The sequence below is a fragment of the Paenibacillus nanensis genome (assembly GCF_003583765.1).
In the GTDB taxonomy this organism is placed as follows: domain Bacteria; phylum Bacillota; class Bacilli; order Paenibacillales; family Paenibacillaceae; genus Pristimantibacillus; species Pristimantibacillus nanensis.
In genome coordinates this window covers 83,049-95,334 of record NZ_QXQA01000003.1, presented here as the reverse complement: position 1 = coordinate 95,334, position 12,286 = coordinate 83,049, and the positions used below count along the sequence as shown (strand labels likewise).

The 12,286-nt window shown below is 52.6% G+C and carries 13 protein-coding genes; 2 read left to right on the top strand and 11 right to left on the bottom strand.

The window, feature by feature from the left end; all coding sequences use genetic code 11:
- The first annotated feature begins 50 nt into the window (after positions 1 to 50).
- Complete coding sequence (locus D3P08_RS06675; protein ID WP_119598683.1) at positions 51 to 272, top strand: hypothetical protein; 222 nt, start codon at positions 51 to 53, stop codon at positions 270 to 272.
- 92 nt (positions 273 to 364) lie between these two features.
- Here D3P08_RS06675 and D3P08_RS06670 read toward each other — a convergent pair whose 3' ends face one another.
- From D3P08_RS06670 to D3P08_RS06640, 7 genes are all read right to left on the bottom strand, one after another.
- Entirely contained in the window at positions 365 to 1,687 is a 1,323-nt protein-coding gene (locus D3P08_RS06670; protein ID WP_119598970.1) for an MATE family efflux transporter, read from the bottom strand.
- Positions 1,688 to 1,783: 96 nt separating this feature from the next.
- A complete protein-coding gene (locus D3P08_RS06665; protein WP_119598682.1) occupies positions 1,784 to 3,310 on the bottom strand; it encodes an AMP-binding protein in 1,527 nt (508 codons plus the stop codon).
- Positions 3,307 to 4,167: an SDR family NAD(P)-dependent oxidoreductase gene (locus D3P08_RS06660; protein ID WP_119598681.1), complete on the bottom strand. Its 861-nt coding sequence runs from the start codon at positions 4,165 to 4,167 to the stop codon at positions 3,307 to 3,309. Before D3P08_RS06660 ends, D3P08_RS06665 begins: the two co-directional genes overlap by 4 nt.
- 118 nt (positions 4,168 to 4,285) lie before the next feature.
- Positions 4,286 to 4,882, bottom strand: a complete 597-nt coding sequence (locus tag D3P08_RS06655) for a Gmad2 immunoglobulin-like domain-containing protein (protein WP_162848386.1) — start codon at positions 4,880 to 4,882, stop codon at positions 4,286 to 4,288.
- 76 nt (positions 4,883 to 4,958) lie between these two features.
- A complete protein-coding gene (locus D3P08_RS06650) occupies positions 4,959 to 6,218 on the bottom strand; it encodes an FAD-binding protein (protein ID WP_119598679.1) in 1,260 nt (419 codons plus the stop codon).
- A gap of 141 nt (positions 6,219 to 6,359) precedes the next feature.
- Complete coding sequence (locus D3P08_RS06645; protein WP_119598678.1) at positions 6,360 to 7,043, bottom strand: LrgB family protein; 684 nt, start codon at positions 7,041 to 7,043, stop codon at positions 6,360 to 6,362.
- The gene (locus D3P08_RS06640) at positions 7,040 to 7,411 is read right to left on the bottom strand and encodes a CidA/LrgA family holin-like protein (protein WP_119598677.1); all 372 of its coding nucleotides are present in this window, start codon (positions 7,409 to 7,411) and stop codon (positions 7,040 to 7,042) included. Before D3P08_RS06640 ends, D3P08_RS06645 begins: the two co-directional genes overlap by 4 nt.
- A gap of 104 nt (positions 7,412 to 7,515) precedes the next feature.
- Between D3P08_RS06640 and cidR the strand changes: the two genes are divergently transcribed.
- Positions 7,516 to 8,406, top strand: a complete 891-nt coding sequence (gene cidR, locus D3P08_RS06635; protein WP_119598676.1) for a cidABC operon transcriptional activator CidR — start codon at positions 7,516 to 7,518, stop codon at positions 8,404 to 8,406.
- Positions 8,407 to 8,466: 60 nt separating this feature from the next.
- Here cidR and D3P08_RS06630 read toward each other — a convergent pair whose 3' ends face one another.
- The 4 genes from D3P08_RS06630 to D3P08_RS06615 form a co-directional block, all read right to left on the bottom strand.
- Positions 8,467 to 9,282 (bottom strand): ABC transporter permease, encoded by an 816-nt coding sequence (locus tag D3P08_RS06630; RefSeq protein ID WP_119598675.1) that lies wholly within the window; start codon positions 9,280 to 9,282, stop codon positions 8,467 to 8,469.
- Positions 9,279 to 10,280 (bottom strand): ATP-binding cassette domain-containing protein, encoded by a 1,002-nt coding sequence (locus D3P08_RS06625; RefSeq protein WP_119598969.1) that lies wholly within the window; start codon positions 10,278 to 10,280, stop codon positions 9,279 to 9,281. The genes D3P08_RS06630 and D3P08_RS06625 overlap by 4 nt, the downstream gene beginning before the upstream one ends.
- 169 nt (positions 10,281 to 10,449) lie before the next feature.
- On the bottom strand, positions 10,450 to 10,983 hold the full coding sequence (locus tag D3P08_RS06620; protein ID WP_420819019.1) for a PadR family transcriptional regulator: 534 nt from the start codon (positions 10,981 to 10,983) through the stop codon (positions 10,450 to 10,452).
- Positions 10,984 to 10,998: 15 nt separating this feature from the next.
- Positions 10,999 to 12,156: a YhgE/Pip domain-containing protein gene (locus D3P08_RS06615; protein WP_119598674.1), complete on the bottom strand. Its 1,158-nt coding sequence runs from the start codon at positions 12,154 to 12,156 to the stop codon at positions 10,999 to 11,001.
- Positions 12,157 to 12,286: the final 130 nt, after the last annotated feature.

Here is a 12,286-nt window from a genome sequence, read left to right as displayed (position 1 = left end):
AGGCAGCTTCGCGGTCAAGGACGCCATATTACCGGAGGGAGGTGATATAGATGTCTAACAACTTTGGCAAGCTGTTTAAGAGCGAGGCGAGAGCTCTCGCGGAATCCGTGTTCCGAAACGGTTCTAGCCAGATCGGCGGGCGGCTGCTTGACGCGGTAAGCGACGTTACGCAGCCAAATGATATTGCTATCGGCAATATCGTCGCGGCCCTGAGAAACGGCGCCATCGCAACCGGCCAGCAAGTGCTTATGGAGAGACTTAGAAGACGTTAATGTACCGAAGGTGAATGGAACGCGGGAAGCCCCCGGCCTCTAGCTGGCCGGGGGCTTCTCCGCGCGTAAATTCATGCGAGCTTTCCGTTTCTCTATATCAGCTTATGCCTATACCACTTATCTCCCCTGAACCGCCATGCAAAGATCAATCCCCGCACACCCCACTCAGCGACCATCGCGATCCATATGCCCATAATGCCGTAGCCGAGCGTAATCCCTAATACATAGCCCAGGATGATCCGGAACAGCCACATCGTCAGCAAGGATGCGACCGATGTAAACTTCGAATCTCCCGCCGCCCGCAATGCCGAAGGCATAATGAAGCTGAGCGACCACAGGAATGGCTGCGCGAAAGAGATGAGCAAAATAACCGCGAAAATGTCAGACACAATTTCCGGCGGAGGAGCGTACATTTTTACAAGCATCGGGAAAAGCAGCAAAATAATGCCCGTAATGAAAACAAAAAACAGGGAAGACAGCCAAATAAACGATTTGATAAACTTCCGTGCATCCTCCACGTTTTTACGGCCAATACTTTGGCCGACAACCGTAACGATAGCAACGCTTAACGCAGATCCGCCGATTTGGAACAGCATCGACAGCGATCCGCCGATCGCATTGACGGTTATCGCGTACGTCCCAAGCGGCACGATAAAGGTCTGGGTTAACAGCTTGCCGCCGTTAAAGAACATTTGCTCTGCCGCAAAAGGAAGCCCGATATACATAATTTTTTTGACTAGCGACAGATGGACCCGGAATGCCTCTTTGATACGGAATCGCAGCGATTGGTTATATTTAAGCAAATATACAACCGAAACAGCTGCGCCTAAAACCCTTGCGGCAACGAGCGAGACGGATAGTCCGAGCACGCCCATATCCCATACTGTAATGAACAATATATTTAACAAAAAATACGACAGATTCAAAATAACAGAAAGAACGAGACAAGCCTTCGTCTCGGCTACGCCTCTAAGCACGCCTGTAATCGACTGGTACAGGCCGATGAACGGGTACGAAATGCAGCTGCCGATCAAAAAAATCTTGGCATTGTGCAGCACTTCCGCATCCGCATTGCCGAACAGCAGATCCAGCGCGGAAGTATGAAACAGGATAACGAGCGCTCCTATTGCCGCTGAAGCGGCCGTAACGGCGGAAATGGCCTGAGAAGCCGCCTTCGACACCATTTCCTGGTTGCCGCTTCCCTTATACTGCGCCACTATAACGGTTCCTCCCGTCGCAACGGCGATAAACAGGTTCATAATAAACATATTAATGGAGTCGACCATGCTTACGGCGCTGACGGCCGCAACCCCCGAGGAGCTGACCATCGCCGTATTGAGAATCGACAACAGAACGATAAAGGATGTATCGACAAAGATCGGAATAATAATAGCAAAAATCTGTTTGTAATCCATCGAGCTGCCTGAAAAATACGTATTCAGGACGGAAGCGCTTCTACGCTGTATCCCTGCCCTTATTCCCGCAAGCACCTTGTCATCACTTCTTTTCTTTTAGTAGGTCTTAAGCTGTTTTTTATCGCGTTTGCCTGCATGCGTATATATGATTTGTTCTGTAAATACAACCTCTTTGGGCATTTGAAACCTAGCCGCCCGCGGACGAAGCCACGCCATTAATTCAGCCTCCGAAAGCTCCGCTCCCGGATATAGCTGAACAACGGCCTTCAGCCGCTGGCCGAACATTTCATCCGGAATGCCGACGACGGCAACGTCTTCGATCGCGGGATGCAAGCACAACATGCGCTCAACCTCGATCGGGTACACATTCTCGCCGGCGGATACGATCCGATCATCCGTTCTGCCGCATAAGAAATAATAACCGCGCTCGTTCACGAAGCCTAGATCTCCCGTTTCGATCCACCTGCCCGCGCCTCGTCTCTTCCCGCGCAGGCAAAGCTGTCCGATCTCGCCGGTCCGCGCGATCTTCTTGCCAGCATCCAAGACGCTCAGCGGCACCCCCCTTATTCGGCGGCCGATCGTATTCGGCGAATCCTTCAAATCTTGAGGCGTTGCAATCGCCATCAATCCGCCTTCCGATGTTCCATACAAATTATAAAGAACATCTCCGAGCGCGCTTGACACCTCTTCCACCAGCTTCGGATTCAGCTCGGCGCCGCCTGAAGCGATGCACGCGACCGGCTTCAAGCCTTCCGCGTTAGCCCGCAGCATTTTATGAACCATTAAGGGGACAACCGATACAAACTCCACCTGATGCTGCCGGATAAGACCGCATGCGTTAGCCGCGTCAAACTTCCTTGTCAGTACAACCTTTTGTCCCAGCGCGACGCCCAACAATAAAACCCCGATCCCGTATCCATGATAAATAGGAGTCGCGATATAAGCCGTGCGGTACTCCGCGAGACGCATGCGGGAGAGCATCGCCGCAAACGGCGGCAAATAATGAAACAGGGAAGGCTTATGCGGAACACGCTTCGCCTTGCCCGTGGTGCCGCCGGTGAGCAGCATCAGCCTGCCGGCAGACATGCGCCGACGCTTCGGCCTAAGCGGAATCTGCTCTTGTGCCAAAGTATGAATTGCCGGCAGGCTGTCGTGGTAACTGAATATCGACTCGCGATGAGAAGACGACATTGCGATGAGCGAAGCCGCGTCCTCATCGTGAATGATCACGTCAAACCGATGCTCTTCGGCCAGCTGTCCGAATTGAGCGGCGCTCATCTCGGCATTGAGCAGATAGAGATCGGCCCCTGCAGCGGACACGGCAAAAATCGTCTTCGCCATCGCGGCGTGATTGCGGCACAATATCCCAGCCTTCTTCCCGGGTCCCAGCCCGTAATGCTCGGTCAGAACACAAGACAGCCGCTCGGATTGAGACATCAGCTGCCGGTAAGTTAACGTCTCCTGCTCGTCGGTGATTGCGATCTTGTCTCCGTATGACCTCTCCGCAATCCGAAGCAGCGCCATCAGGTTGATGCCATCCTGCCAGATCGCGGCGATCAGCCGAAAGAATCCTTTAAAGGACAATAGCTTTAATTTGAACATGACATAAATAAGAGCGGTCATTGAAAATCTCGTTCTCCTTTGCGCCGCAGCACGCCCGGCATGTACCGTTCCCACAGTCCCCTGCCCAGCAAAGAGGCGAGTTGTCCAAAAATAAGCCACCACGGCTTCAACGATTGCCGTCTAGTGTACATCGATTTGGCGATCGTCCGCGCCGCATGCTCCGCGCTCATGGCGGGAAGCTTCCGGTAAGCCGCAGTCGGCTCGATCATCGGCGTCCTCACTAACGGCAGATAGACCGACGTAATGGAAACGCCCAACGCTTGCCACTCAGGCGCTGCGGCTCGCAGCCATGTATCGAACGCCGATTTGGAGGCCTGATAGGCTGCCCAATTGGGAAAAGGGATCAACGACGTATTGATGGTCGAGACGTTTATCACATGGCCTTTATTCCGCAGAAGCTGCGGGATGACGGACAGCAGCAGCCGGACTGGGGCGAAATAATTAATCGCCATCGTCCTCGTAAAATCATGGTACCGATCCAGGGAGTCCATGACGGGCCTCCGTATTGACAGCCCGGCGTTGCTTACTACTATATCCAGCCCATCTTGCAATCGGAGAAGGACGCGCAGCAATTCACCGAGCACCTCTTCCTTTCGAAGATCCCCAGCATGGATATCGACCCGGGCCGCCCCCGCTTCCTCGATTTCCCGCTTCATCGCCAGCAGCTTCTCTTCTCTCCGGGCAACAAGAATAAGCCGTACGTCGAACTCGCCTAGCAAATAAGAAAGCCGCTCCCCAATTCCAGAGCTCGCTCCGGTAATAAGAATTGTTTTTCCTTGCAGCATGCGGCCGAGCTTCTCTTTATTCAATCGAACGGCCGGAAACAGTACGCTCTCCAATAACGTATTCGGGGGCAATCGTCATATCCCTTTCCTAGCTTTTCTATCATCATATCATATTTGTCGAGGCGTCCGGTCTTTTATTCCGGCGCTCAAAAAACCGCGCCCAAAGGACGCGGTTTTTAACTGAACCCTTTTAAGGCGAAAAGGTCTCCAATGGAATAATCAGCGTATTGATCTTCGAGCCGTCTTTTGCGCTGTATTCGAACAATTCCAGGATGAGCGTGCCGTTCTCCGGCAATTGTTCCTCCGGAATGACGATTTCCAGCTGGAATGGCGACCACGCAGGCGCTCCCGAATCCAGCGTATGGAAGCTCTCAAGCAAATAATTGTGCCCATCCTCGACGGCATAGGCCATTACCGCTTCGAACACCCGGCCCTCGCCCGTAACAGTGTAGGTCCCGCCCGAGCCGCTGACCTTCACATGGCAGAACGCGCTGTTGCAGTTCGGCGCGCCGTCATGCCGGACCTCCACCTGTCGTTTCACTTCATCCCAGATCACATCGGCGCCCATCATTTCGCCAAAAGCCTTAAGCGGAACGTAGGTCGTCCCTTTGTAGTTCATCACCGGCTGCTCCGAATTGACATATGCAGAGCCGTTGACTACGATCGGATAGGTCGCATCCGTCAACGAATACGTCTGTTTCGTCGTCGCCGCCATTGAAGGCAAAGCTGTCATTAGCAGCGCGCCCATAATGATTCCGATAATAAATCCTTTATAAGCCTTAAACAAGCCTGCACCCCGCTTTCGCATATTTTGGCTGCCATCATCCATGATATAGCATATGCGGCGGGGTGCCTGCTCCTGTCTAATAGATATACTTCTCTAAAAATTCGTTGCCGAACTTTCCATGGGGATCACAACGGCGAATGAGTTCGCGAAACTCCGGCAGCTTCTCATAGCGCGACTGCACGAGTTCCGGCTGCATCGTAAACAGCTTGCCCCAATGCGGACGGGCTTGGAACGGCGCCAGCTTCTCTTCGATTAATGGCAGCACCTTGCGCACCGCTTCCCAATCCGGCTTCCAAGTAAAATGGAAGCCCGCCGAAGCTTGTTTGTAATTGGGACTCATCCAAAAATCATCTGCGGCGATGGTGCGGATCTCCGATATGAGGAGATGCGGCGCAATATGGTCGCGTATGCTGTCAATGGCGAGCAGCGCCTCATACGCGTCCTTCCGCGCCACAAAATATTCGCTTTGCAGCTCTTCGCCGGCGCTCGGCGTAAATTCCATCCGGAAATGCGGCAGGCGGTCGCACCAAGGCCCCGGCACGCCCATCTGCTCGCTGCAGTTCTCCGGGTTTACGCCCGGAACCGGATGAAGCTTGTCCGCTGCCTGTTTTGCTCCGTAGAATTCAGGCTCAGCGAAAATATCGTTTTGTCTCTCGGCTGCTTGTTTCAGCCAAACTTGATTGATCGTTTCATCCTTCCAATCGGTAAATAAGCTGACGCTGTAGGCGCTGGAATAAATATCGTCGAAATGGGCTTGCAGCTTCTCCAGCGGCAAATGTTCGTAAAGCGTCTGGCTAATATGAAAGGTCGGAACAACGTTAAGCGTTAATCGGGTAACAACGCCTAACGCCCCGATGCCGACAACCGCGCCTTCAAAGCTGCCGTCTTGTTGGTCGCGGGAGAAAACAACCGTCTCCCCGTCCGCCTTCACCAGCTCTAATGCGTGCACGGCCGTCGCCAAGTTGCCGTTCCGGTCGCCTGAGCCATGCGTCGCCGTTGCAATCGCGCCCGCAACGCTGATATGCGGTAGCGACGCCAGATTATGCAGCGCGTAGCCTTGCTCATGCAGGAAGCGCCCAAGCTCGCCGTAACGGATTCCGCCTTCGACGGTAACTCTATAGTTGACGCGGTCTAATTCGATCACTCGATTCAACTTTTCAAGCGAAATATGGCATGCATCCGTATCTGCGATCCCGTTGAACGAATGCCTTGAGCCAAGCACCTTCACGCGGCTGCTGCTCGCTACCTTCTCCTTCACTTGCTCAAGCTGCTCCGGTACATATAGCTCCGTTGCGCTGTATCGATAATTGCCGGCCCAGTTCCGATGATTTTCCACTTTGCACAAGCTCCTTTTCCGTGAAATGACTTCAAGGTGTGACTACTACTGAGTATATCACGAGTTGATGCCGCTTCAACCGAAAAACAAAAACGCCGGGCGGACAGCTTTCATCCGTTAATGGCGTCGTTGGCGCGTGATTTAAAAATGGAAGGTCTCTAAAATCCAAGGCGTTATTAAAAATGTCGTGATCGCCGCCAGTATCATCGATATGCTCGACACCGTACCGGAAACGCCGCTGAACTCGAACGCTTTGGACGTCCCCGCGCCGTGGGCGCTTGTGCCTAATAGCACGCCTTTAGCAATATCGTTGCGGATTTTGAGCAGGCGAATGACGCTTGGTCCAATGATGGAGCCGAAAAGCCCCGTCGCCACAACGGCCACCGCCGTTAAAGTCGGAATGCCGCCGATTGACTCGGATACCCCGATCGCGATCGGCGTTGTCGCCGAATGCGGCAGCAAGCTGTTCAGCAGCTGCTCGTTCAGCTGCAGCGCCTTAGCGAGCGCTAAGGAAGAGACTACCGCAATCACTGAGCCGGTAAGAACGCTGACCAAAATTTGAACCGCATGTTTTTTGATCAGGTCGAAATGGCGGGATAACGGAATCGCAAAGGCGATCGTAGCCGGCTGAAGCATGTCGGACAACCAATGCGCGCCTTCATTGTACGCGTCAAAGCTGATCCCCGAAACGATCAGCAGCGCCGCCAGCGCGATTGGCGTGACCAGCAGCGGCGTCAGCAGCATATGCTTTTTAAGCCGATACAGCCGTTTGGCTAACGCGTAGAACACCACCGTCATAATAAAGCCAGCTATCGCTACGATCATACGCGGGACCCTCCCTTCCTTCTCGCGATCCACTGCGCGAGCAATCCGCTCCATACCATAACGATGATCGTGCCGACGCCGATGACAAGCGCAATCCGAAAGCCGTCATCCATAATCAGCTGGCGATAGGAGATAATACCTACGGTCGGAGGGATAAAAAATAAGAGCATGGTGGCGATAAGCCATTCTGAGCCCTCCTCCACGTATTTTCTCGGCAGCACCTTGAACTGAAGCAGCAAAAATAGCGTAATCAGGCCAAGAATGCTGCCCGGTATCGGAAGATGAAGCCAATCCGCGAATCTATTCATAATCCATGAAATGATGAACAAAAATAAAACTTGAACGATAATCTTACATGTCTTGCGCATAGCTGTCACTCCTTCCTTGAAAGTGTACAGCAGCTATTTACATAGGTAAAATACATATATCGAATGGTTTTCATTCCATCTGTCTATACAAAGGAGATGGCCGATTGGATATTCGGCATTTGCAATATTTCATGGAAGTAGCCCGCCGCCAAAGCTTCACGAAAGCGGCGCAGGCGCTCTACGTTACGCAGCCGACCGTCAGCAAAATGATCAAAAATCTCGAGGACGAGCTCGGCTTCGTTTTAATCGAACGCGTCGGCAAGCGGATCGCGCTTACGGATGCGGGTTCGATTCTATATGCGCAAGCGAAACAAATCGTATCTTCCTTCGATCTCGTCACGTCCCGGCTGACCGATTTAATGGAGCTAAAGACCGGACGGATCCGGATTGGCATGCCGCCGATGATTGGGGTCAGTTTTTTCCCGAAGATGATCGGGAAGTTCCGCGAGCAGTATCCGAAAATTTCGATTCAGCTGTTCGAGCACGGCGCCAAAAAAGTGGAAGCCGATGTCGAAACGGGAGAGCTGGATATCGGGGTGGTCCTGCTTCCGACCAAGGAAGAGCTGTTTGAATCGTTCTGCTTCGTCAGACAGCAGCTTATGCTCGTAACGCCTCCCGATCATCGTCTTGCCGATCGCAGCGAAGCAGCCCTTGGGGAACTGAAGGACGAATCGTTTTTATTTTTCCACGAGGATTTCGCTTTGCATGACCGGATCATCGCGGAATGCGAGAGACAAGGATTTGAGCCGGATATCGTATATAAGAGCTCGCAATGGGATTTTATAAGCGAGATGGTGGCGGCCGGTCTAGGGATCGCTCTGCTGCCGGAGGTCATATGCAACGAGCTGGACAAGCAGCGGCTTCGTGTGATTCCTCTGAACAAGCCGGTTATTCCGTGGCATTTGGCCATCATCTGGCGGCGCAACAGCTATTTGTCGTTTGCCGCGCGCGAATGGATCGCCTTCGCCCAAAAAACGTTTCAGCATATCCCGTAAAACAAGAGAAGGCTATCCCGCCGTTTTTAAATTGCTGCAGGATAGCCATTTTCATACACCTTACGTGTTGCGCATATAAGAACGGACAGTAAGCGGCGCAAATATCGCGACGATAACGGCAGCCCCAATAAGGGAGATGAGCAAATCGCTCCCGACTGTCCCGTTATTGGCCAGCTCGCGAACCGCCGATACGAGATGCGAGATCGGGTTTATATTTACGAACCACTGCAGCCACTTCGGCATCGTCTCCACCGGAACAAACGCATTGGAGAGGAAGGTGAGCGGAAAGAGCACCATCATCGATATGCCTTGCACGCTTGCCGCGGTGCGCGCGATGACGCCAAAAAACGCGAATATCCAGCTCACTGCCCAGGAACAGACGATGACGAGCAGCGCTGCGAGCGCCACATATCCTAACCCGCCCTCAGGGTTATAACCCATCACATACCCCATCGATAGCGTAAGCACAGTCGCGATGGCGTACCGTACCGTATCCGCCAGCAGCGCGCCCGCCAAAGGCGCGATTCGGGCAATCGGCAGCGATTTAAACCGGTCGAACACGCCTTTCTCCATATCTTCGCGCAGCTGGACGCCGGTCACGATTGAAGTGCTGATTACCGTTTGAACGAGAATGCCTGGAATAATGACGGGCAAATAATTGGACACATTGCCCGAGATCGCTCCGCCGAATATATACGTAAACATTAACGTGAAAATAATGGGCTGGAACGTGACGTCGAATAATTGCTCGGGTGTCCGTTTTATTTTCTGAAGCCCGCGGTAAGCCATTGTCAGCGAGTTGCGCACCGCTTGACCAAAGCTCGTGTAGTTTTTTAAAGCTCGCCCTTCCGCCCGTTCCATTGTTGCGCGGTTCATACGGCTGCCTCCTCTGCTTGTTTTGCCGCTCCGTTGTTCGCCGGCGCAGCTTTCCCTTCGTTACCGGTTATCGTCAAAAACACTTCGTCCAGCGTCGGCTTCTGCACGCTGATCTCGGCAAGACGGATCCCTCCGCCGCGAAGCGCCGTCAGCAGATCGGTCACAAGATCCGCTTCCGCCATCGGCGCCGTTATGACACCGGCTTCCGCCGATACGCTGGAGCGTACCTTCAGCACTTGCTCCACGATATGCCGTGCGCCTGGAATGTCCGCCGCGTCTTGAACCTTCAGATGCAGCGACGAGTTGCCGACCGATGCCTTCAGTTCATTCACCGTGCCCTCCGCGACGACATGCCCCCGGTCGATCACCGCAATACGGTCGGCAAGCTGATCGGCTTCATCCAAGTACTGCGTCGTCAGCAGCACGGTAGACCCTGTCTTCACCAAGCGTCGAATCGTCTCCCACATTTGCGCCCGCGTGCGGGGATCGAGTCCTGTCGTCGGTTCGTCCAAAAAGATGAGCGGCGGCTGGGCGATGAGACTGGCGGCAAGATCCAATCGGCGGCGCATGCCTCCGGAAAATTGTTTGAGCGGACGTTTAGCCGCTTCCGTCAGCCCGAACTCCTCTAACAGCTCCGCAGCCTTATGCTTCGACTCCGCCCTGCCGAGTCCGAGAAGCCTCGCGAATATGACCAGATTTTCAGTAGCGCTTAACGATTCGTCTACGGATGCATATTGCCCCGTCACGCCAATTAATTGCCGCACAATTTGCGATTCCTTCGTCACATCATATCCGAATATCCGCGCCGAGCCCGCATCCGGCCGGAGCAATGTCGCCAGCATTCGAATCGTTGTCGTCTTGCCCGCTCCGTTCGGACCTAACACGCCGTAAATCGTACCCGCGCGGACGTTCAAATCGACACCGTCGACCGCCGTATTGCCGCCGAAGGTTTTTCGGAGTCCGCGGGCTTCAACTGCCCATTCCGCATGATCGTTCATCTTTCCTTTATATTGCTGCACATCGTTTCCTCCTTTAGCTTTTTACAAGGAGAATGTTACGCTGCGAATTTAAACGTTATTTAAACAAAACATACGCCGCAACGTTTTTGGTCGATCGGACCGGTACATGAAAAAGCCCGACCTGCTAAAAGGCCGGGCTTGCGTGCATTTATTCTTTTCGGATCGCAGCCAATAGCTTTTCGAGCCACTCCTTATCCGTCATGATCGACCGATACGCATGGTCCGAGATCATGCGGGCGCCCAGCAGCTTCGATTCGCTTAGATCGCTAAGGTCGACATCGCTTTTGCCGAATAATTGAAGCTTACGGTTCAGCTTCTCGATATTTTCTTCGATCAAAAAGGCAAGCTTGTTCTTGTCCACTTTATCCAGGAACAAAAGCGAGGAATACAACGATTTAATGTTGGACATTTTCCGAAATGACGCATAAATCTCGTCTTCCAGAAACGCGCGGCCTTCATCCGTAATCCCGTACATCGTTTTCTCCGGCCGGTTCTCGGAATGGACAACCTCCACCTTGCGAATCAGCCCTTTTTTCAGCAGGACTTCAAAATTATAATACAACGTGCCGTCGTTGATCGTAATCGTATTTTCCGGCGCCTTCTGCACCTGCTTTTTAATATCGTATGGGTGGCGGTCTCCTTCACTTAAATTGCCGAGAATGTAAATTTGGAGTGACACCATTTCCCCTCCTCTACCTTAGAAGCTCATCGCCGGTTGAGCCGCTTGCTCCTCGGCGCTTGTTTCCTTAACCCGCTTGAACGCGTAAATAACAGCATTGACGAGCAAAGCGCCCGCTCCAACCAGCACCAGTCCAATCCAATACTTGCCGGACTGGCCACCCCCGAACAACGTGTTATAGTCCAAGTGAATCGTGTAATACATCGGAGAGATATAGCTGATCGCTTTAAAATATCCCGGCATCATCGCCTGCGGCATCATCGCGCCGTTTGCGATCGTCTGGGACAATAGAATCGGCATATTCAGCAGCATACCGGCTTGGCCGGCCAGCATACAGAACATGCTCGTAAACAGGATGGAGACGAACATCTGAAGCGCATGCGTCAGCCATACGGTAACAAACGCTTCACCGCCGTATCCATGGAACATGAAGTAAATGCCAATGCCAGTGAGCGGAGCAATGAGGGACAGGACGATATTTGTTCCCTGCAAGGCCGCAAACGCCTTCCACTTACCCATTATGCCTTTCACCTGATTCAACGCGCTTACACTCATCATCGAGTATATCATAGCGCCAACGTAGGAAGCCATTGCCAAGAACATTGGAGCCATCTGATTATGCATGCCTGCAGGCTGCTCATTCGTCATCACCATGTTCGTCGCAACCTTTGTCATCACGCCGTCCACCATTTGCTGCGCTTGCTCCTCCGGCACCTGCATGCCCTGCAGCATTCCCGCAAAGCTTTGGGATTGAATGTTCGCCGTGAGCTGGCTTGCTATCTGATTGGCTACGCTTTGCATACTGCTGCTTACAGTTGTTGGACCCGACTGGTTAATATAGAAATCCAGCTTTGCCTGTTTGCCTTGTTCAGACAGAACTTGCGTGAAATCGCCCGGAATATGCATCACCAGATGAACATCACGGTCATCCAGCGCGCTTCTCGCTTCATCTAAAGATAAGTCCGTTTTGATATGGAAAGGAAGCTGTTCCTTCAGCTGCGTCACAAATTGTTCGCCGGATTGCGCATCCTCGTTCACAATCGCCACAGTAAGCTCAGGCATATTTTTCGGCATGGCGCTATATCCGGACATAAAAATCGTGATCATCATGACCTGATAAAAAATCATCATAAATACGCCGCTCATAATGAGCTTGTTCTTCAAAAATAGTTTCATCTGTTCCACTCCGCTTCTCTTTATACTTTGCTTTGATTACTTTAATTAGAGTAATACATTTCGGGCTGTTATGTCAAAAGTAAAAATTTGGAGCTTGTACGGAATAAAAAAACGCAACCCTTCTCGGATT